The organism is Streptomyces asiaticus (assembly GCF_018138715.1).
Lineage (GTDB): Bacteria > Actinomycetota > Actinomycetes > Streptomycetales > Streptomycetaceae > Streptomyces > Streptomyces asiaticus.
In genome coordinates this window covers 7508682-7530147 of record NZ_JAGSHX010000006.1, presented here as the reverse complement: position 1 = coordinate 7530147, position 21466 = coordinate 7508682, and the positions used below count along the sequence as shown (strand labels likewise).

Annotated in this window: 14 protein-coding genes and 2 pseudogenes; 6 read left to right on the top strand and 10 right to left on the bottom strand. The window is 68.5% G+C overall.

What is annotated here, in order from left to right; all coding sequences use genetic code 11:
* Positions 1–116 precede the first annotated feature (116 nt).
* Positions 117–434, top strand: coding sequence for a helix-turn-helix domain-containing protein (locus tag KHP12_RS39935; protein ID WP_244203378.1), 318 nt, complete (start codon positions 117–119; stop codon positions 432–434).
* 198 nt (positions 435–632) lie between these two features.
* On the opposite strand, the gene KHP12_RS39930 is transcribed toward KHP12_RS39935, so the two are convergent.
* Entirely contained in the window at positions 633–1121 is a 489-nt protein-coding gene (locus KHP12_RS39930; RefSeq protein ID WP_086885746.1) for a hypothetical protein, read from the bottom strand.
* Positions 1122–1614: 493 nt separating this feature from the next.
* Between KHP12_RS39930 and KHP12_RS39925 the strand changes: the two genes are divergently transcribed.
* Positions 1615–2139, top strand: a complete 525-nt coding sequence (locus KHP12_RS39925) for an AAA family ATPase (RefSeq protein ID WP_086885747.1) — start codon at positions 1615–1617, stop codon at positions 2137–2139.
* A 253-nt stretch (positions 2140–2392) separates the two neighbouring features.
* On the opposite strand, the gene KHP12_RS39920 is transcribed toward KHP12_RS39925, so the two are convergent.
* From KHP12_RS39920 to KHP12_RS39910, 3 genes are read right to left on the bottom strand one after another with little or no spacing between them, the layout of a single operon-like run.
* Positions 2393–3265, bottom strand: coding sequence for a hypothetical protein (locus KHP12_RS39920; RefSeq protein WP_086885748.1), 873 nt, complete (start codon positions 3263–3265; stop codon positions 2393–2395).
* Positions 3259–4485 (bottom strand): hypothetical protein, encoded by a 1227-nt coding sequence (locus tag KHP12_RS39915; protein ID WP_086885749.1) that lies wholly within the window; start codon positions 4483–4485, stop codon positions 3259–3261. Before KHP12_RS39915 ends, KHP12_RS39920 begins: the two co-directional genes overlap by 7 nt.
* Positions 4482–5210, bottom strand: coding sequence for a hypothetical protein (locus tag KHP12_RS39910; protein WP_086885750.1), 729 nt, complete (start codon positions 5208–5210; stop codon positions 4482–4484). The genes KHP12_RS39915 and KHP12_RS39910 overlap by 4 nt, the downstream gene beginning before the upstream one ends.
* Positions 5211–5629: 419 nt before the next feature.
* On the opposite strand from KHP12_RS39910, the gene KHP12_RS52565 reads away from it, so the two are divergent.
* Both KHP12_RS52565 and KHP12_RS51665 read left to right on the top strand, forming a co-directional pair.
* Positions 5630–7027 (top strand): NsdA family TPR-like regulatory protein, encoded by a 1398-nt coding sequence (locus tag KHP12_RS52565; protein ID WP_308289527.1) that lies wholly within the window; start codon positions 5630–5632, stop codon positions 7025–7027.
* Between the two features lie 22 nt (positions 7028–7049).
* Positions 7050–7197: pseudogene (locus KHP12_RS51665) on the top strand (IS256 family transposase); the annotation flags it as partial.
* Between the two features lie 385 nt (positions 7198–7582).
* Here KHP12_RS51665 and KHP12_RS51660 read toward each other — a convergent pair.
* The 6 genes and pseudogenes from KHP12_RS51660 to KHP12_RS39875 all read right to left on the bottom strand — a co-directional run.
* Positions 7583–7864, bottom strand: a pseudogene (locus tag KHP12_RS51660) (methyltransferase); the annotation flags it as partial.
* A 343-nt stretch (positions 7865–8207) separates the two neighbouring features.
* Entirely contained in the window at positions 8208–8786 is a 579-nt protein-coding gene (locus KHP12_RS39895; RefSeq protein WP_086885439.1) for an MFS transporter, read from the bottom strand.
* Positions 8787–9329: 543 nt separating this feature from the next.
* Positions 9330–9797 (bottom strand): hypothetical protein, encoded by a 468-nt coding sequence (locus KHP12_RS39890; RefSeq protein WP_037966296.1) that lies wholly within the window; start codon positions 9795–9797, stop codon positions 9330–9332.
* Positions 9797–14044 (bottom strand): DUF6531 domain-containing protein, encoded by a 4248-nt coding sequence (locus KHP12_RS39885; protein ID WP_210609094.1) that lies wholly within the window; start codon positions 14042–14044, stop codon positions 9797–9799. The genes KHP12_RS39890 and KHP12_RS39885 overlap by 1 nt, the downstream gene beginning before the upstream one ends.
* A gap of 19 nt (positions 14045–14063) precedes the next feature.
* Positions 14064–14360: a WXG100 family type VII secretion target gene (locus tag KHP12_RS39880; RefSeq protein ID WP_037963390.1), complete on the bottom strand. Its 297-nt coding sequence runs from the start codon at positions 14358–14360 to the stop codon at positions 14064–14066.
* Between the two features lie 9 nt (positions 14361–14369).
* Complete coding sequence (locus KHP12_RS39875) at positions 14370–14660, bottom strand: hypothetical protein (RefSeq protein WP_086885885.1); 291 nt, start codon at positions 14658–14660, stop codon at positions 14370–14372.
* Positions 14661–14771: 111 nt separating this feature from the next.
* Between KHP12_RS39875 and KHP12_RS39870 the strand changes: the two genes are divergently transcribed.
* Both KHP12_RS39870 and KHP12_RS39865 read left to right on the top strand, forming a co-directional pair.
* Positions 14772–16874, top strand: coding sequence for a WD40 repeat domain-containing serine/threonine protein kinase (locus KHP12_RS39870; RefSeq protein ID WP_143678449.1), 2103 nt, complete (start codon positions 14772–14774; stop codon positions 16872–16874).
* A gap of 381 nt (positions 16875–17255) precedes the next feature.
* Positions 17256–21347 (top strand): FtsK/SpoIIIE domain-containing protein, encoded by a 4092-nt coding sequence (locus KHP12_RS39865; protein WP_210609095.1) that lies wholly within the window; start codon positions 17256–17258, stop codon positions 21345–21347.
* Positions 21348–21466 lie beyond the last annotated feature (119 nt).

Sequence of the window (21466 nt, the reverse complement as noted above, 5' to 3'; positions counted from 1 at the left end):
CGCGGGCTCCCTCTCCACCAGAGTGGTCTTACAAGACCACTCTGGCAGGCCAAGCCCAGATTCGTACGCACATTCGAGAAGCAGGTTCGGTGGGGTTTCCCGGCTACCGTGGGTGCGTGCCGCGCAGCCAAGGAGATGCCGCCCCCGCCAGCTACCTCGCCGACGGCACCTGGCCGGACGGCCGGCTGCGCGAGGACGCCCCGGTCAGTGCCGTCTACGCCCAGGCGTTCAGCCGCCGTCTGCGGGCGGTGCTCGAGGAGATGGGCCTGAACCCGTTCGCGGTGGAGCGGATCACCGGGGTCAGCCGCCGTACCGTCGAGCGCACCCTGAAGGGGCAGGTGCTGCCCGATTTCGGCGCGGTGGCAAGGCTGGAAACCGAACTCGGCGTTGACCTGTGGCCGCGCCGCGAGCACGGCAGAAGTTCCGGGGAATGACAGCAACCGTCTTCAACCGCCCCACACTCCAGACTGGAGCACACGATCGGGTGACGGATCACGGCATACGGAAATTGCGTGCCGGGCGGGCTGTTACTCTCCCAGACAGCGCGACGCGATCCGAAATTGGTTCTGGTGAGTAGTCGTGTCCTGCGGCACCTCCGGGGGGTCATCCCGGAGGTGCCTGCTTTTTGGGGCCTATCCGCTCATGGCCTTCTCCTCCTGGGGCGGGGATGAGGGTTCGGGGGCGAGCCGGTACGACGCGGGACCCCCGGTGGATTCCTTGCGTTTGATGATTTCGCCGTCGTGGACCATCTCACTGAAGACGCCACGGAGGCGGCGGTGGTGTCCCTCCCCGATCGCCGTGCTCAACTCCTGCGCCGGCCACCACCGGGACGGGTCGGCCCGCAGGAGGGTAAGGATCTGGACCCGCCGGGTCGGACCCCCTCCCCGGCCCTGCCTCCGCTTGCGCTGAGCGGGCGGAGTGTCCTCCTGAACAGGACCGAGGGCGTCCTCGGCGCAGGAGGCCAGATCCTCCGCCCGCCCCGCCCCGGCGGGCGCCTCTTCCGCTGGCGCGTCGTCGGCCTGGTCGGCGGCGCGGGGGCCGGGGACGGTCACTTTCTCCCACAGCGCATTGCTGGTGACGATGCCTTCCAGCGTGGTGATGATGTGATCGAGCGCTCGCACGGTAGCGTGCGCCTCGGTTCTCTTCTCCTTTATAAGAACGAGAAGTTCATCGGGAGAATGCTGCCGCAGGGCATCGGCCCACGAAGTCAGGGAAGCCACAATCGCAGACCTTAAAGGGCCGCGTGCGAGGTTATCCAACGCGCACGGGAATGATCACCCGCCTGGCCCAACAAGGCCGGTCTTCATTCCTGTCCCGTTAAGGGCAAGGCACACGCCCGCAGAACCGATGGAGTGCCGCCATGCACCGACAGTTTTCCGCCGACGGCCGGTGATCCGAAGCGGACGATGAAGCCGCCCAAGGGGGGCGCGAGCGAGGAGAGGAGGGTGCTGGCATCTTCGCACTGATCGCGTGCGGTGTGGCAGCTGGACCAACATGTGGCGGCTGATTGACATCTGGACTTGGTGGTTGACACCACCCTGAGAAACGCCGAAGCCGTACCGGGATTTCTGCCGTGCCCGTTCCCGCGGCCCGCACAGCGCTAGCGTTGGGCCCGTGATCGTATGGCTCAACGGCACCCACGGCGCAGGCAAAACGACGACCAGTGCACTCGTGCAGCAGCTGATCCCGGATTCACGGGTCTTCGACGCCGAGAAGGTCGGCGAGACACTCATGGACATCACACCGGGCCTGCCCAGGACGGACAACTTCCAGCACTGGCCGCCGTGGCGGCCACTCGTTGTCGAGACTGCCCGCCGCGTACTCGACTACACCGGCGGCACCCTGGTGATGCCCATGACTGTCCTGGTCGAACAGTACTGGCGCGAGATCAGCTCGGGACTTGCCCAGCATGCCATCCCAGTGCGGCATTTCGTCCTCCACGCCGACCAGGAGACCCTCCGTGCACGCATCGCGGGCGACACTGTTCTTGGCCCCAACTCTCCGTTCCGTCTCCAATACCTTGAGCCGTATGCCGAGGCGGCCCGCGCGTGGCTACACGACGAGGCCGAGGTTGTCGACACCACGCACCTCACACCCGCCCAGGCCGCCCTGCAGATCGCAGAGGCCCTCAAGAGCTGAGGTCCGGCCCCTCCAGGTGAAAACAGGCGCAGGTGGCAACAGAGAACGGCCTTCCGGTGTCGAGTAGCGCGAACAGACTCAAACAGGGGCCTCAGCTCAGCCCGCACCGTGGCGTCTTCTACCCCGAGAAGTCGCAGCGGACGATCTCGTTCCGCACATCGCGGTCCGCACGTCGCCGCGGCCCGTGGTCCAGGACCGCCTCGTCCCCGGCATCCCGCCTCGCTGTCAAGGTCCGCGCCGCGCGGCGCTTGGCTCAGTGTCTGTCGTGCGGGCGTGCGGCCCGAGGTGGACGCCATGCGGTGTGGATGCCCCGGGCCTCGCCGGGCCAGCTGTGCGGCATCCGGTCCAGGCTGGCGCGGCGGAAGGCCAGGCGGGGGTCGGTGACGTTGACCACGCCGCCATGCCGGCCGAGGTGCGTGAACAGGCGGCTCACTTCGTCGCCGTGGGCCGTCCTGTGTTCCTGCCCCGGGTCGGCGGTGAAGAGGTGGTTGTGGTTGCGCAGGTCTTCCAGGAGCCCGGCGCGCCAACGGAAGTGGTGAACGGCGCAGAGCCGGTCCGGATCGGGCTGGTAGCCCATGGCGTGGTGGCTGTGCGGGGAGAGGGGGATGTCGTGGCGGGCGAGGACGATTTTGCGCGGGTCGCCGTGCAGGAGCCGGTGAGTGAGGTGCCCGCCGAGCGGATAAGCGAGATCCAGTCCGCCGCTGGGGCTCCAGCCGGTGAACCGCCCGCTGGCCGAGAGCCGATCGAGCAGCAGCCCGCCCACCACCGCGCGGCGGGACCGTTCGGCCTGGGCGATCACCTCGCCCAGGGGGGCGGGGTACTGCTGGAACTCCTCCACCCCGGCGAGCAGATGCCATCCGTCCCCGGCCTGATGGCGCAGCGCGTCCCGGATGCGGGTGGTGAGGTGTTCGTGCCAGGGGCCGCTGCTGGTTCCCGCCGGGAGGATGCCCATCTCCCGGCAGATGCCGTGCAACTCCCGTCGCAGCGGGGCGGGGGCATGGCTGGGGAAGTGGAAGGCGATGAGGAACCGTTCGATACCCAGCCACCGGTAGTGGCCGATCCATGCGGTGAGCAGGGGCGGTTCGACGGGGCCGATGACCGCGATCAGCGTGGGTGTCCTCAGCATCCTGCGCCCCCGGTGGCCAATAGAGCCGCGGCCCGGGTGAGGAAGGCGGCCTGCTCCTCCGCGGTCGGCATGTCCAGCTGCCGTGGGGCCTGCTGGCCGGGCAGTGGTAGGGGCCGGCGGGCCAGGTCCTCCAAGGCGGCGGCGAGCGCGCGCGGATCGCCCGCGGTGAACAGCCGCACCCACGGCTCGCTCCGCAGGCGGGCGGTGAGGTACGGGTCGTGACCGGACAGGATCAGGGGAACGCCGTAGCGGGCGGCGTCCATGACCAGACCGGGCACGACTGCTGTTCCTGGGTGCCGGGCGACGAGGGTGGCGTCCGCTGCGGCATAGACCAGGCGGAGCACGGGTTGGCTCAGCGGCCCGGGCTCGATATGCACAGCGAGGGAGGGGAGGGCCTGCCAGCGGGCGAGAATCTGCTCGTCCAGCGGGTGGCCGGTGACGATCACATGCAGGGGCTCGGTCACCAGCGCCAGCGCCTGGTCGATGACGGTGATGTCCTGGTGCGGCCACCAGCCCCCGACCAGGCATACCGCCGCGGCGGCGGGCGGGAGGGAGAAGGCGAGCCGCCCGCCCTCACGCTCGCCCTCGGTCAGACGACGGCCGTCGTCGACCATGGCCACCCGCACCTGGACCGCTATCCCCGGGAAGCGGGATGCGGTCTGCTCGCGTACCGCCTCCGTCGGGCACAAGGCGACCACCCGCGGCTTGGCATGGCGGGCCAGCCGCTCCAGCACACGCACCAACCGACCGTCCTCGGCGCCCGCCTGGTGGACGAACCGCAGATGCGGCATCCCACCCAGCATGGCGGCGGCGCCGTGCAGAGCCTCGTTGGCGCTGAGGATGACCACCGTCTGCGCGTCCGGCGCCAGCCGACGGGCGGTCCGCAGGGCAGCGGCCTCCACCAGGCACCGGGCCAGCACCGTGAGCTGATACAGCGGCCAGCGGGGGTGGCGGACGATCCGCTGCCCAGCCCAGGAGAGCCGGGCCAGGACACCGGCAGCCCGCAGCAACAGACACCCACCGGGCCCGGCCGCCCCGGTGACAAGCCGGGCGCGCGCCTCGCGCAGACCGCTGGCCGCCCCGCGGGCGATACCGTTCGGCGCGATGACCAGGGCACCGGGCCGGGCCCGGGCCAAGGCCACCAGGGTGCGCAGGTGATGCCCGTCCAGCCGGTAGGCATACGGCTCGATCAACACGAAAGGACCAGGGGCGGTGCTCATACCGGCACCTCCCCGGCGCCCGAGCCATGATCTGTGCCGTGGGTTCCGGTGAACCGGCGGCGCAGCCAGTCCAGATCGTCCAGCCGCTCCAGCAGCTCCGGGGCCTGGGCGGCCTGGCGCGCGAAAGCGACACCGTCCCGGGCACCGGAGACGGCGTACGGGGCATACTCGCCGCCCCGCACCGCCCTCCACGCCTCGAGCCGCTCACCGACGGCGCCGGCGCTCAGGCCGAACGTGGTGCCGACTGCCAGCATCGCGCACTCGCGGAAACCGGCCTTCCACACATGGAAGGCGCTGCGGCCGAACCGCGTCACCCCCGCCACACCAGCGCAGAACTCTGCCCGGCCGGGCAGCGCCGCCAGAACATCGATCCCATTCCCCTGGCCCATCTCCCGCAGGGCGCTGCGGCGGACCAACTTCAATCCGCCATACCCACAGGCGAGCGAGATGATGGGGTTGACCGACCGCCACACCCGCACCGACACCCCCTCCCTGAGCGGCTCAACCGCGCCCGGATCGAACGCCGGATCGATGAAGAAGTCCCCGTCCGCGAGGAAGAACTGCTCCCGTTCCACCATCTCCGCACACAGCCGATAGGCCCGTCGCGTCCCCACCACACCGTGCAGACGCTTCACCGCGACGCCAAGCACCCGCTCCAAACGGGCGTGCGCGGTATCAGCGAGGACCTCGTCACCGGAGACAAGCACCGCGTCGAAGACCCTCACCGGACCCCCGCCTCCCCAGAGCCTGCCGCCGTGGCGGCCGCAGACAGGACTGCGGTGGACGCTAACTTGCGCCCGGAATCACCGACGTGGAACGCATCGTCGGCGGACAGCTGGCGCGTCAAGCAGTCCCCGGCCAGCAGGGCCGGTACCCCAGTGGCTCCCGTCGCCTCGGGCCCGGGACGGCCCGGGGTGGAGAGGTTGATCAGATACAGCACACGCATCGCCTTCCGCCTCCCATCTGGCCCGGCCCGGGTATCGGGCCGGTCAGGGAAGGAAACCGCCGCACTGCGCCCGCGGTGAGGGGCATCCCCGGACCGCGTAAGGGATGTGCACCGGGTGCAAGCGATGTGCAAAACCCCCTAGTCTGGACGCCCTTGGCGGCATGCGATTGCCGCAGCACCGGCGGAAGGCGGCGCGCCGTGGCCCTCTACGACACCCATCCGGTCTGGCACACCCCCGAGATGCGCCAGGCCATCCACGACGGCGACCCGGGCGCGATCGTGCGCCTGGCACGCCGGGCCGCCGAGCTCACCCAGGCCCAGCTCGGCGCGGCCACCGGCTACACCGCCGCCTCGATCTCCCGGATGGAACGCGGCAAACAGCCGATGCGCGACATGGAACTCCTGCGCCGCATCGCCGACCACCTCACCATCCCGCCCCACCTACTGGGCCTGGCCCCCCGACACACCCCGCCACCAGGGCCCGCCGACAGGCCCCGCGCGGCGCCCACCGGCATTAGGGTTGCCGGACCAGATCCGTTCGGCGAAGAGGGTGAGGACGTGCGACGCCGCAATCTCCTGGCCGGCCTCGCGGCCAGCGCCGCCACCGGCAGCGTCCTGGGCGCCGCCGCACCCGCTGCGGCCGCCCCAGCGGCCCCGGCCGCCCTGACCGGACTGGAAAACCTCCTCCTCCACCGCGGCGGCACCCCCATCACCGCACCCACCCGCCAGTCAGTCGCCGAAGCCCTCACCGCATCCCGCCGGGACTTCGGCACCTGCCGCTACGACACCCTCGCCCGCGCCCTCCCCCAGCGGATCGCCCTCGCCCAGGCCCTCGCACGGGAAGGCGCGCCGGAGGAATCAGCAACCGCGGTGGCCGAGCTCTACAGCACCGCGACCCGACTGTGCATCAAACTCGGCGAGGACGGCCTGGCCGCCGTCACCGCCGACCGCGCCCTGACAGCAGCCCTCTCCGGCGCCAGCCCCCTGACCGTGGCAGAAGCCCACCGCATGATCTCCAGCTCCTGGCGCCGCCAGGGCCACTACGCCCGCGCCACCGACGTCGCCGTCACCGCCGCCCAGCAACTGGCCGCCGACCGCACCACACCCGAAGCCGACCGCCTCTCCGTCCAGGGCAACCTCTACGCCACCGCCGCCTACACCGCGGCCAAACAAGGCGACCGTGCGACCGCCCACACCCTGATCGCCGAAGCCGAGGCCACCGCCACCCGCTTGGGCCGCGACCAATCCCCCAAGGGCACCGCGTTCTTCGGCCCCAGCCAGGTCATCCTCCACCAGATCTCCATCAGCCACCTCCTCGGCGACGCAGGCCAGGCCATCGACCACGCCCGGCACATCGACACCCAGACCCTGCCCACCCCCGAACGCCGCGCCCGCTACTGGATCGACGTCGCCCGCTCCTTCGACCAGTGGGGCAAACCCGACCGCTGCTACCACGCACTCCTGGCCGCCGAGCAAGCAGCACCCCAGGAAGTCCGCCGCAGCACCGTACGCACCATGGCCACCGACCTGCTGCGCCACGACCGGACCCTCACCGGGGTACGCGGCTTCGCCCACCGCGTCGGCGCACTCACCTGACCACTCTCGGGACAGCCGCCCGGCGTCCAAAGACGGCTACCGCGAATCGGGCGAGCCCTGGGCCGACCCCGCTGCGTAATTGCGCCCGTCGAGACACGCTCGCCCCCATCGTGGCAGCCGGTGACGGGGCACTGGACTTCTGGAAGGCGCTGACCGAGGTGTTCCCGGCCGTCTGGACCAGGTCACCCGCGTCGAACGCCACCCCTGCCGGACGGCCCCGCCGCGCGCAAGAGCGTCCCGCAGGCCCAGCACGCCCATCTGCTGTGGTCCGGCGAAGCCTGGGTCGTCGAAACCATGCTCCCCGGCACCATCCACCGCTGGACCACCGCCAGCGCCCGGCCCGGTGGCGATGCGCTGCCGGAACTCCTCGGTGAGGAAGATCCGCTCAATGCCGTGCCCGGCCCGGTGGGCAAACTCCACGGCCCGCAGCTCCGCTTGGAGCTGCCCGTCGGCGGTGCCCTCGACGAAGGCGAGGGCAGACCACGACGGGGATGCGGTCGTCACGTGGGCGAGCAGCTTGCCCCCGGGTGCAAGCTGCTCGACGAGGGCGGCCGGCACGCGCTCCACCGTGTAGGAAACGAAGTTCCGTTCGAACGCCCGGTCCAGGCAGCCCTGTTCGCCCGATCCCCGCACCACCTGCGGCCGGAAGCCGAGGTCGGCGAGCCGTACCGCGGCCGCCTCGGTGAGGTGCCGGTCCCAGTCGACGGTGACCACCTGCTGATCGCCGCAGACCTGGCAGGCCACCGCGACGGTCACTCCCGCGCCCGTGCCGACGTCCAGCACACGCTGATCGGGGCGCAGATCCAGCTCCTCCAGCAGCGCAGCAGTCAGGCCCATCACAGTGGACATCGATGTGATCGACGCACCCGACCGCGTTCCGCGCGTCCGGCCGAGGAGCGGCTCCCCGTCGTGCTGGACGAGCGCACTGTCCCCGCCGTACAGCAGCCCGAGCAGCTCTGGGCGGTCCTGCGGGCGCCGCCCAGTCCAGCAGGTCCCACCGCGGCGGCCTCTCGCCCAGGGCGCTGCGCCGCACGTACGCCTGCGGCATCAGCACCTCGCGGGGCAGCACCAGCAGAGCGTCGCGGACCAGGCCCGATCCCAGCACTCCCTTCTTCTCCAGCTGGGCGACCATCGGCCTGGGCGGCGATGGCGTGGTGATTTTTCACGGTGGCATTGGGAATCACGCGGGGCCTCCGTCCAGGGAGGGGTTCGGGCGGGAGTCCCCGGTACCTGCCGATCCGAGGCTGGGTTGGTACCGCTCTGCCGGCCCGGCAGGGGAGGGAAGCGGGTCGGGCATCTGCCGCAGCCCGCTGAGCGGGGAACAGGCCAGCACCGTGAAAGGCACGACGAGCAGGAAGGTGCCGCCGATCAGGGTGGGCCGCACCCCGGCCCATATGCCGAGTCCTCCGGCGAGAAGCACGGCCACCGGCCGGGCGCCGGAGGTCAGCCAGGTACTCACGGACTGCATCCGTGCCTGCATGCGCTCCACAGTGATGATCTGGCGAATCGAGCGCTGGGTGGTGCCCGCGGCCCCGGCGCAGGCCAGTTGGAGGAACAGCGCGGCGCCGATCGGGATCTCCCAACCGAGGCCGGGGGAGGTGAGCAGCGGCGGGATCTGGGTCAGTGGCGTGATCGCGAGGGCGCCGAGCATCATCGGGCCGGGCCCGAACCGGCGTGCGAAGGCTGGGGCGGCCAGGGCCCCGGTGGCCGCGCCCAGGGCGCCGAGACCGAGGACCACGCCGAAGACCGTCGCGCTCATTTCCAGGCCACGTAACAGGTTTGTTGCCGCAGAGGCCGTGTCCCTCGCAGGTCGTGTCGCTTTCGTCGATGGCTTGCGATGTAGTTCGTGCCGCGTTGCAGCAGCGCATCGTGTTGCTATCCTTGTCCGGCGCTGAGAGGAAGGCCACAATACCGGGTATGTGGGTGGCCGGAACCGGCCGCGGGAGCAATCCCGTCCCGGGCCAGCGACTCAGCTGCGGAGCTCACACGGAAGAGGCTCACAGCCAGCCTCACATCCCGCTCGAAGCGCAATTGCACGTCCAGGTCGCCCGTGTGGCGACCGAGCCCCTTCACGTCCCGGCACAACACCGGGCGTTCTTCGGCCGGACGACCAGGTGCCACGGTACCGGGTCGCCCGGCCCGTCAATCAATTCGTCGGCCGTCGCGGCCTCACGGACATGAAGGCGAGGAGACTCCCGCGGTCAGCCCCTCAACGCGCAAGCGTGCACGCCACGTCGAGACAAACGCCCACAATCCAGACGGAAGCCGTGCAGCTCAGGATCCCAGTCGGCCTTGACGAACTTCACGGTCGCCACCGGATCAGGGCAGGCATAGCAGCGTGGTCGGTGCCTTCCATCGTCACAATGACTTCCCGACCCGTCGCCGTTCCCAGCCAGGTCACGAAGGCGCGAACAGGTGCGAAGGTCGCCTTGTCGACCACGTCGGAAGGATCGAAGGTGAACTCGATCTCTTCGATGTCGAAAAAGTAGCAGGTAAACCACACACCGTCGACGTCGATGGCCAGGCTCGCTGATTCCTCCGGATCCTGCTCTAGTCGGGACCATACGGCAGAGGGGTCCAAGACGCCGCTCTCCGTCGCGCCGGAGAGCGTCCAGGTTAGGACGTGGTTCCCTGGGACGGCGTGCAGCCCGTCGAACATACGCCGCCAGTCGTCGATCGTGGTGTCGAGGATGCAGATATCCCGCAGTGCTCCGTCTGCGACGAAGTCCTCTTCCCGGTAGGCCGGTTCGGCCTCGTGTTGCCCCGCCATCACAGGAATCCTTCGAAAGTGAGCTGGTTGCCACGCCAACTCCATCGGGCGCCCCAGCCTCCGGGAACTCGGAAGTCCCGGGTGATACCGCCGTATTGAGCTGACGCCGAGGTGTTGACCTTCTCGACCACGTTCGGGTCAGTGAGTATTTCCTGGATCATCTCATCGGCAATCTCGGTCCGCTCACTATTGGTGAGCTTGCCGAAATTATAAAGATCAACATGGGCTTGACCCCGTTTAGCCAGATTGCCTGGACTTGGGTCACCGTGTTTCTGCAGTGCCCTACCAGCTGGCGACAGCTGGCCCTTCTTGATAGTGGTGGCCGCCTGGTACAAGTCGTCGGGGCCATAGTTGCAGGGGGAGAGACCGAGCGGGTCGATCCAGGTGAGCGGAGTGCGCACATAGCCGTGGTGATTGTCCGCTGGATCCAGGCCGAGCGGGTCCGCACTGATGTACCGGGCTGCCTCTGGGTCGTAGTAGCGGTGCAGGTTGTAGTGAAGTCCGGATTCCGGGTCGAAGTACTGGCCTGGGAATCGCAGGGGGGTGTATGTGGAACTGTTCGCTGCCGAGGTTGTGGCTCCCCACAGCGTCGACCTCATTCGCCAGGCGGCTTCGCCTTCCTCGTCGACGAGTTCGGTGGGAGTACCGACCAGGTCAGTCACAATGACAAAGAAGCGTCGGTCGATATCCTCCTGGCAGGCGTCGGCGGATATCCGCTCTGTCTGGGCGATCGGGTGCAGGCCAGCGTGGTCCCAGGTCATGGTGACTGATTTGGAGAGTTCGGCCGTGGTGGTGGCTTGCTCTGCAAGGGTGACGCCGTCCCATGTGAAGTCGGTTTGTTCGAGGACGGTTTCGTCGTCGGCGAGGCGTCTTTTTGCGATGCGGCGGCCGAAGGGGTCGTAGAGGTAGCGCCAGACTGTGCCGTCGGGGGTAGTTACTGCTGTGAGTCGGTCTTCGGCGTCCCACTCGTAGCGCCAGGTGTCGGGTTTCCGTGACTGTCGGCTCTTTTGGCGAAGGACGATGCGGTCCTGGGCGTCGTATTCGTAGCGGATGGAGCCGGCATGAGTGATGCGGGTGCCGGTGTACGTGCGGATGCCGAGGGCTTCCGATCCGGGGTGCGTCGACGGCCACTGGGCGCTGGTCTGGTTGCCAGCTTCATCGTAAGCGTAGTGCTCGGTCCAGTCCTGGGCGTGAACGGCGATCACTCTGCCTGTGGTGTCCAAGTCGAAGCTACGTGGGCCGTTGAGGTGGTCGTCGATGGCGGTGAGGTAGCCGTCGGCGCGGTAGGCGTACGCGCGGTGCTGGAGGGTGCGGGCGTCGGGGCCGGTGAGGGTCTGTGCGGTGAGTCGGCCGGTGGGATTCCATGCGTGCTTCAGGGTGAGTGTCTCCCCGAGGCGGCGTGTGATCTCTCGGCCGGTGGGGTCGTGCTCGAAGGTGAAAGTGCGTTCTGCGGTGGTGAGCGCCGTTGGGCGGCCTGTTGCGTCGTAGGTCCAGGTGCTGGTGGCGCCGCTGGGCATGGTGCGGCTTGTGCGGTTGCCCACGGAGTCGTATGTGAAGCTGATGGACCGCCCATTGCATGTCTCGGATTCGACGCGCCCCAGTCGGTCTCGCCTGTAGGTGATGGTCGCGTCAGGACCAGTGGCTTGCAGAAGGCGGCCTGCGGGGTTGTAGGCGTAGGTCGTTAAGGCTCCATCGGCGTTTTTGGTGAGTACCTGGCCGAGCGTGTCATACGCGTACGAGATGGTCTGACCGAGCGCGTTGGTGCGGGCGGTGAGTTGGCCCGCTGCGTCATAGGAGTAGGTCAGCGTCCGGCCATCGAAGTCGGTTTCCGAGGTGAGACGGCCTGCTGGGTCGTACTCGTACGCCCAGGTCAGCCCTTGCGGGTTGGTGACCTTGCGCAGTTGCAACTCGGTGTCGTGCTCGAACTCGTATCGCACGCCGTTGGGGCCGGTGCGGGCGGTGAGCCGGTCGAAGTGGGTGTACTCGAAGTGGGCCGTGCCGCCGATTGCGTCGGTGTGGCTGGTGCAGTTGCCTTCGCCGTCGTAGGTCCAGAATTCTTCGGTCCCGTTCGGATCAATCCGGCGCTCCAGCTTGCCTTCGACTGTCCACGACAGACGTGTTGTGGCTCCCAGGGGGTCGGTGATCGTGACGATTCGGCCGAAGGCGTCACGCTCGTATCGGGTAACCGCTCCCAGCGGGTCGGTGACCGCGAGGGGCAGGCCGGCGGTGTCGCACTCGATGTGGGTCGTGTTGCCCAGGGCGTCCGTGGCGGATGCGAGGTTGCCGCGGTTGTCGTAGGTGTAGCGGGTGGTCGCCCCCGCTGCATCGGTGACTGACGTGAGGTTGCCGCTCTCGTCGAGCTCCCGGTGGACCTGCGTTCCGTCTGGTTCGGTCACCGTTATGGGCAGGCCCTGGTGGTTGTAGGCGATGCTGACCGCGCGGCCGTCGGGGCGCAAGATCTGACGCAGGCGGCCTGCCTGATCATAGGTGTAGGCGACGGTGCGGCCGAGGGGGTCCGTGATGGTGAGGGGCCGGTGGACGGGATCGTAGGTGGTGTGGGTGGTGGCGCCGTCCGTGCGGATCTCGGTGACGACCTGCAGCTTGTCGTTGATCAGGTAGCGACTGGTGTGTCCGAGCGAGTTGGTCGCTGTCGTGACCTTGAGGCCCGTCGTCGGGTCTGTGTCGTCGTAGGTGTAGGTGTTGCGCGTGTGTCCGGCTTCGCCGGTCTGAAACGTACAGCGGTCTTGGTCGTCGTACACATACCGGTACGACGAGCCGTTGGTGTCCGTCCAGGCGGTGATCCGACCCCGTGGGTCGTTGGTGAAGCGGGTCGGGATGCCGCAGGAGTTCGACACCGCTGCCAGGTGGCCGTGTTCGTCGTAGCCGAAGCGGAGCAGTTCCTGGTCGCTGCCGTCCGCGGCCGCACTGGCGAGGTGGAGGGCGGTGATGCGCTCACCCTCGGTGGTGATCTTCAGGTGATAGCCGCCCGAGTGCCGGATCGCCGTGGGCGCGCCGTCGCTGTCGTAGTCGAAGGTGAGCCATTGGCTGCCGGAGCGGTCGGTGATGTGCGCCAGGAGCGCGATGCCGTGGCCGCCGCCTGGGTTCGCGAAGTCCCATCTGCGGCCGGTCTCGGGATCGGTGATGGTGTAGTCGCCGTGGTCGTCGATGGTCAGCGGGTGGGGGTCGCCCTCGATGGGGAGGGCGGGGGTCCCTAGAGCGGGGTGGGGGTAGGACAGCAGGGAGCCGTCTTCGCGGATGAAGATGACGCCTTCGGGGTCGATCTCCAGTCGCTGATCTGCGGTCGAGGCCCAGGAGGGGCCGAACCAGCGTCCTGCCCGGTAGGAGGACTCGAAGTGGCGGGAAAAGGCCAGGGGGAGCCGGGCGGGCAGGGTGATGTCCGTCTGCGGGAGGGCCATGCGACCTGTGGCGAGGTCTACGGGGTCGCCACAGAACAGTTTGCACTTGACGCTCCTGCCGAGGTCGCGGAAGGCGTACCTGATGCCACGTCGAGCAGCCCCACCGGCCGGGCCGGTACCGGAGAGTGCTCCGCGAGCAGCTTGCAATGCCCGGGTCCGGGCTACTTCCACGCGTACCGGCCTTGCGGACGGCTGTTCGGCAGCTGAACCGGGGGTGGGTATCGCAGCGCGTATGACCTCCGCGCACTGGACCTCGGCTTCGGCTGCGACCTGGGCCGCTTCGCGGGCCATCAGTGCCGCAGCCTGCCGCTCCTGCTCGGCTTGCCCCGCATAGCTGCCGATCTGGACAGCCATCTGGCGGATCTCGGGCGGTTGGTACTGGCTGAGGTAGCCTGCGGTCGCCCCGTTCAGGCCACGCCAGAGGCCGCTTCCCGTAGAGCTGACCGGCACCACCGAGTAGAACTGCCGTAACGCGGCCGTGTACTGGGCGTCAGCCTCAATGCCCCGGCTCAGTGCGATCCGGGACTGAGTTTTGGCCTCTTCCAGGGTTTCCGCGTATGCGGTGAGCGCCTTACCGCATGCCTCATGGGCAGGCCCCAAGGGAGCGGCAGGCTGGGGCAGTTCGGCCAGGACCGTCTGGAACCGTGCCGCATAGTCGCCCTCCATGCGCAGGTTGGCGTGGTTGGCGGCGACCTGGCGAAGGCGATTGGCGTGCTGCTCGGCGTACTCGGCCTCGCGCAGCAGCCGTGCCGCCAGGGCCCGGATCTGCACAGGATCGCCGGGGACCGGGTCTTGCACCAGGTCCAGAACGCTCCAGTTCAGGTCCGACATGTCCCAAGACCCCGTGTGGTCAGCTGCCCGCGCCGCCTGCCAGTCGCTGGTCGAGTTCCTGGTGCCCGCGTACGACGTCGCCGAGGAAGGTCGCCATGCCTTCCAGGCCCTGGATCATGTTCTGGGCGCCGGTCGTCCACTGCTGGTAGGAATCCTGGAACTTGGGCGAGGCCATTTGCGTGCGGAACTCACCTGCTACCAACTGGTCGACCATGGTCTTCAGGGACTGGAGCTTCTCGCTCATATCAGTCTGGCCGTTCATCAGCTGCGTCGCCGCGTGCTGTACGCCGTCGTAGCCGACGCTCACATCCGCCATCGGTTCTCCTCACATCTCCATGGCGCGGTCGGCGAACGCCTGGTCGAGGTCGACCGCGCCCTCCGAAAGGGCCGCGAACAGTCCGGCGACCGTACCGACCGATTCGATCAAGCGGATTCGGGTTTCCGTTACGGCATTGAAGAATTCGCCGAGGGTCTCGGCGATCGGCACGCTGGCCACCCCGCTCATCGCTCCGTCCAAGGGGTGCGGCACCGACAGCTGGATGTCGGAGCCCGTGCGGCTCAATTCTCGTGCGACTAAGTCCGCTTCCTGCGGATCGCAGACGAATCTCTCAGCCATCGGATCGTGATCTCCCCCGTGAGACCTGCACTGCGCGGCTTCGCTGACTAACCTAATGTCAGGCTAGCGTACGGGGCGTCGGCCGGTGAGTGATCCGACAGGAGCGCGATCGTGGCGGGGACGGATTCCCAGGCGGCACACCGGCTGGTGGCAGGGCGCTACCGGCTGGAAGGAGTGCTCGGCCGCGGAGGGATGGGGGTTGTATGGAGGGCGGTGGACGAGCTCATCGGCCGATCGGTGGCGGTCAAAGAGTTACGTGCCCCTGAAGGGCTGTCCACTCAGGAACGGGCAGTGGTCGCGGAGCGGGCGCTGCGCGAGGCCCGCAGCGCCGGTCGCATCAACCACCCCGGCGTGGTGGCCATCCACGACGTCGTTCCGGCGACGGCTGAGGACGATGCTGTCTATATCGTCATGGAACTGGTGAAGGGGGCTTCGCTCGCGGACGTCCTTCAGCGGCAGGGAGCGTTACCGGAGCAGCGGGTTGCCGTACTGGGGGCCCGGACGCTGGAGGCACTGGACGCCGCCCATGCCATCGGCCTGGTGCACCGGGACGTCAAACCCAGCAACATCCTCACCCTGCCGGGAGACGAGGTGAAACTGGTCGACTTCGGCATCGCCCACGCAGCCGACGACACTCGCCTCACCCGTCATGGCGTCGCCGGTTCGACCGGATACATGGCACCCGAACTCTTCGAAGGTGACCCACCTTCGCCCGCGAGCGACCTGTGGTCGCTGGGCGCGACGCTGTTCCACGCCCTCAAGGGCAGCGGCCCGTTCGATCGCCCTTCGACCGCGGCAACCCTCCGGGCGATCCTCCAGGACGATCTGCCGCCGCTGGACAGCGGCTCTCAGCTGTCCGAGCTGATCGCCGGACTCCTCACGCGCGACACCGCCCACCGCATCACCAGCCGGCAAGCTGCCACGCTCCTTGAAGCCGCCGCTACCGCCACACCTGGCACAGCAGGCACCTCCTCAACCAAGAGCGCCACGACAACTCAGGACACTGACGGGCACGCCACGTGGGAGGAACAACCGACCACCGCGGGGGGCGTGAAGGAAGATTGGGAGCACGAAGCCACCAATGTCAGGTCAGCAGATTCACTGACGCAAGAGACAGGGGTTACGGGTTCGGCCGACCTCGATGGGGCGGCAAAACGGCCCCGACGGCGACTCGCCGCAGTGGCTCTGGCGCTCACCCTGGCTGTGGCCATCGTCTCCGTCTCAGTGCATGCGTACTACCAGAGCCATCGCGACGATCCCGAGCATTTGGGCGACGCGAAATCCTTCGGCAATGCACTGGCAATGAGCCCCGACGGAAAAATACTGGCCAGCGAGCGCGATCCCGACGATGGGGACGATGAAAGCTATACCGACCTTTGGGACGTCGGCACCCAGAAGGAAATCGCAGCCCTACCCGGCCCCGATGACCACGGCTCATGGGTGAGGGACCTCCAGTTCAGCCCGGACGGCACCACACTGGCCAGCGCCAACGAATCCAGGTACAGCGCTGTCACTCTGTGGGACGTTGCCACCCACAAGGGAGCCGATCTTGCATTCAGGGCCGCTGATTACAATGACAGTACCCCCCATATTACGTCGGTGGAATTCAGCCCTGACGGTTCAACCCTGGCCAGCGTAAACGAAGTTGAAGACGATTACGGTAAGCATTGGCACACGATTACGCTTTGGAATGTCAAGAGTCGTCGCAGTGTTGTAACAATCAAGGAGAATGCCAAGGACGTCACTGCGGTGACTTTCAGCGCGGACGGTAAGACGTTGAGCGGTGTGGACAAGGATGGCAATGTCCATCTATGGAGCGATCCAAGCGGGCGTTCCGTCACCCGGGCAACAAGCCAGTTTGTGCACCCGTGGGTGGTGAAATCCGCGAACGATGACTATGCGTTGCAACTGCGTGACCCCGGTTCAGGTGCGATCCTCAAGACACTCCATACCGATGTCGCTGGAGGGATTACGGGTATAGACGACTGGGCCGGACGTTCCTCTCTCGCCGTCGCCTGGGGCGGGCGTTCCTTTCTCGCCGTCGGTGGCGATCGCGGTGATATCGAGATCTGGCGTACCGACACAGGAAAACGGGTGCGGGAATTCGACCTGGACGACCCAGCTGAGGACATCGCACTGAGTTCTGATGGGCGCTTTCTCATCTGTGGCAGTATCCAGGGGTTGTTGCTGTGGAAGACCGGGCTTGGCACGTGATTCCTCACATCAGCAGGCCAGCACCACGTGTTCGCCGCCGTCTCACCGCAACGAGACGGGCGAGCAGACTCACCAATGGCCGGCTCACGGCACGGCTCAGCATCGTATGACCCACGACAGGACGCCAGCGCGTCCTTGCCCTGCAAACAGGCGGGGCAGACAGGACACCATACTCGGGGGCGGGGCATGATTCTCCGATTGACCGTTCAGGACACTGGCACGGCAGCACGCCAGGACGTCGAGATGATTGCCGGGCCGAACAGCAGCGTGGCGTCGCTGCTGGAATCGCTGCCGGTGCCTGTGGGCGGCAGGAGGTGTTTCGTCGGGACGGTCCAGCTGGATCCTCACGCGAGTCTGGCTGACAGCCCTCTGATGCCGGGGGTGGTGATCAGCGTGGGGGCGCCCGGGCCGGTGTACCGGTCGCCGTCGGGCGACGCGGTGGGTGTGCTGCGGGTGGTGGACGGACCGGATCGCGGCTTGACGGTGACGTTGGGTCCCGGGTCCCATACGGTGGCCAGGAACTCGGCGGCGCCGGTGTGTCTGCGGGATCTGGACATCTCGCGCCGGGAGCACGCCCGTCTGGAGATCTCCGCGGACGGTCAGGCGATGGTGGTGGACCTAGGGTCGACCAATGGCACCTTCATCGACGGGATCCAGGTCACGAGCCGGGCCGCGCTCACGCCGGAGGGCACGCTGCAGGTGGGGTCCGACGAGCTGCGGTGGACTCCTCTTCGTACAGGGGCCCAGCGGGCCAGGCGCAGTGCGGACGGGCGGCTGGACTTCGACCGGGCGTTCGCTGCGGCGCCGGCGATCCCGCGGACCGAGGTGACGTTGCCGGTGCAGCAGGCCGCAGCGGCGAGGTCCGGGGTGATGGCGCTGGCCGGCATCCTGCCGGTGGTCGGGTCGGTGGTGCTGGCTGTGGCGATGGGGCGGCCGGCCATGCTGCTGCTCGGCTTTCTCGGTCTTGTGGGCTTCATCGTCATGCAGGGTGGCCAGGACAGACAACGCCGGGAGCGGGAGGATGCCTTCGCCGCGGCGAAGAAGGCCGCGCAGAAGAAGATCGACGCCCACATCGCCGAAGAGCGGCGCGTGCGGCTGCTGCTCGCGCCCGATCCGGCCGAGATCGCCGAGATGGCTACGGGAGCCCGGCCGGACCTGTGGTCCCGCAGAGCGGACTCCCCACACGGCCTGGTGCTGCAGGTGGGCGTCGCAGACCAGCCGGCGCACATAGAGGTGCGTGGCGAACCCTGGGCAGGCTTCACGACGCCGATGCTGCACAAGGCCCCTGTCATGGTGGATCTGCGGGCCACCGGGGTGCTGGGAGTGGCAGGTCCGCGCGCCTTGGTCCAGTCAATGCTCGGCTGGCTGCTGGTTCAGCTGGCCGCCTTGCGCGGGCCGGACGACCTGCAGATCGTGGTGATCACTGCCGACGGGCATGACGGGCTGGCGTGGACGCGGTGGCTGCCGCACGTGGACGCCGGCATGTCGGCAGCGGCCCCGTGTGCGATCGGCAACACCAACAGCACACGCGCCGCCCGGGTGCAGGAGCTGAAGGATCTCGTCGGCACGCGGCGGGCCGAGCGCGGCAAGGATTCCAGTGTCCGGTTCGGCGAAGAGGTCGTGGTCGTCCTCGATGGTGCGCTGACGCTCCGGGAGTTGCCCGGCATGGGGGAGGTGCTCCGCGAGGGCCCGTCCGTCGGGGTCTATGTGGTCTGCGCCGATGAGCGCGGGATGAACGAATGCCGCGGCATGTGCGAGATGCGCGGCGACACGCTGCGGCTTACCCGCACGCCCGACGAGCACGCGGTGACCGTCACGCCCCACATGCTCGAGGAAACCGCGATTGAGCCACTGGCCCGGTCGCTGGCCCCGATGCGCGACCGGGTCACCCTCGGCTCGGCGAGCAACGCCGTTCCCGGCTACGTGCGATTCCTCGACCTGCTCGGCATCAGCACCCCGGCCGCCGAGGATGTCCTCACCCTGTGGGGCGGCGGGCAGGGCCCCCGCACGCGCGTGGTGCTAGGCGCCGACGCCGGCGGTCCGGTGACGGTCGATCTGGCCAGCCAGGGCCCCCACACGATGCTCGGTGGGGCCATCGGGGCGGGCAAGAGCATTCTGCTGCAGACCCTGGTCACTTCCCTGCTGTTGGCCAACCGACCCGACGAGCTCAACCTTGTTCTGGTCGATTTCAAGGGCGGCAGCGCGTTCCTGCCCTTCGAGCACTGCCCCCACGTGGTGAGCCTGATCCGTTCCGTCGGTGACACACCGGGCGAGACGTTCGACGACGCCGCGGCGGCCCGGGTGCTGGCCTCGGTGCGCGCGGAGGTCAGTCGCCGCGAGTCCCTGCTGGCCCGGTACGACGGGGAGATCGACCGGTACTGGAGCAAACGCCGTACCCAGCCCGATCTGCCGCCGCTGCCGCGCCTGGTGATGGTCTTCGACGAGTTCGGCCGCGTGCTGGATGCCTCGCCGGACTTCCCCAAGGAACTGGTCAACGTCGCCGCCAAGGGCCGCTCGCTCGGCATCCACCTGCTGCTGGCCACCCAGGACCTGCAGGGCAAGCTATCGCCCGAGTTGAAGAACAACATCTCGCTGCGCATCAGCCTGCGGCAGAACGAGCCCGCTGCCAGCACCGAGGTCCTCGGTGTGCCCGACGCCGCCTCCATTCCCGGTGCCCTGCGGGGGCGCGGCATGATCCTGTGCACCACCGCCGAAACACGTCTCCCGCATGTGTTCCAGTCCGGCTACCTCGGCGCTCCGCCGCCGACCGGCGCGGCCCAGCCTGTCACCGTCCGCGCCCTGCGCTGGGCTGACGTCGGCAAACCCAGGCCCTCCGAACACATCACCCTGGCCGGGACGTCAACTGACCAGGATCTGGCCATCGCCGCCGTCGAAGAAGCCGCACACCGCGCCGGGCTCTCCGCCCCGTTCCGACCGCTGCTGCCTCCGCTGCCCGCCACCATGACCCTGGACGGCCTCGCCGACCGCCAGACCACAGCCCCTGCCCCCACCGGGGTGCCGTTCGGTCTGTCCGACGAACCGGACCTCCAGGCACAGCCCGTCGAATACCTCGACCTCGCCGGCAGAGACCGGCTGATGGTCGCCGGCGGCCCCCAGTCCGGCCGCACCACCTTCGCCCACACCCTGATCACCAGTCTCGTCACCCGGTTCCGCCCCGACCAGGCCCACCTGTATGTCATCGAGCACCGCCCGGCCGGGCTGTCCGACTACGCCGCTCTGCCGCACTGCGGCGGCGTCTTCTCCGCTGCCCAGCCCGACCGCATCCGGCGCCTGATCACCTGGCTCGACCAGGAAGTCCAACGCCGCTCCGCCACCCCAACCTCTGCTGCCGGGCAACCGCGGATCGTGGTCATCATCGACGGGTGGGAGTACTTCGAGGACCACAGCGACCCCACCTTCGCCGAGACCTCACTGCTGACCACGCTGCGCGGCATCATCGCCGCCAGCGCCCCGCTGGGCGTACACATCGTCCCCCTCGGCGGCCACGACATGCTGAACCACAAACTCCCCACCTACTACACCCGTCGCCTGCTACTCCCCTTCCCCAAAGAAGAGACCCGTAAGGCACACCTGACCTCTCGCATGACCAGCCCGCCCGCACTGCCCGGCCGCGCCATCGACGCCGCCACCGGCCGCCACGTCCACATCTGCCAACCCAGTGTGCTCCCCGCCGACCTGCCGTCCCACTTCACTGATCTTGATCCGGCCCGCCTGCCCCGGACATTTCCGGCCCTGCCCGACCGGATCGCGGTCAACGAGCTGCGTCTGCCCGAACCACCGCCCTCGCCCACCTGGACTCCCCTCGGTATCGGCGGCCCCGACCACGACACGATCGGCGTCGACCTTATCGAGGGCGCCCACCTGCTGCTGCTCTCCGGACCGCCCGGCTCCGGCCGCACCACCTCCACCGCCGCCCTCGCCCACTCCCTGCACCGCGCCGGGATCGGCGTGCTCGCCCTCGCCCCACCCCGCTCACCCCTGCCCGCCCTGCTCCCCGACGACCCGGGCGTGCGCGTCCTCACCGGCGTCTCGCACAAGGACACCGACCTCCGCGAGGCCGCTAAAATGTTCGGCGACGGCCCCTACGCCCTGATCCTGGACGACGCCGACCACATCACCCTGCTGGCCACCCAGCAAGGCTTCGCCGACTCACCCACCCTGCTGGACGACATCGCCCGCCCCGCAGCCCGCGGCCGCCAAGCCCTCATCCTCAGCGCCGACGCCACCCCCGTCCTCACCGGATTCCCCGGCCCGCTGGCCCGCCTGATCAACACCATCGTGGCCACCGGAAACCGGATCCTGCTCACCCCCGCCGGACGCCCCACCGCCGTCGCCCACACCTTCAACCTGGAACCCGACCAGTACTTCACCACACCACCCGGCCGCGGCTACCTCGCCACAGGCCGGACACCGACCCTGCTCCAACTGGCAGTACCCGACCTTCATTTCTGACGGTCCTCCATCCGCGCATCGCGGAGCGCGTAGGTCATGCCTTCTACCCACCTGTTGGCGCCGCAGGGGAGATCCTGCAAAGCTGACGACCTGGCGTGAGAAGCGATTCCGAACAGGAG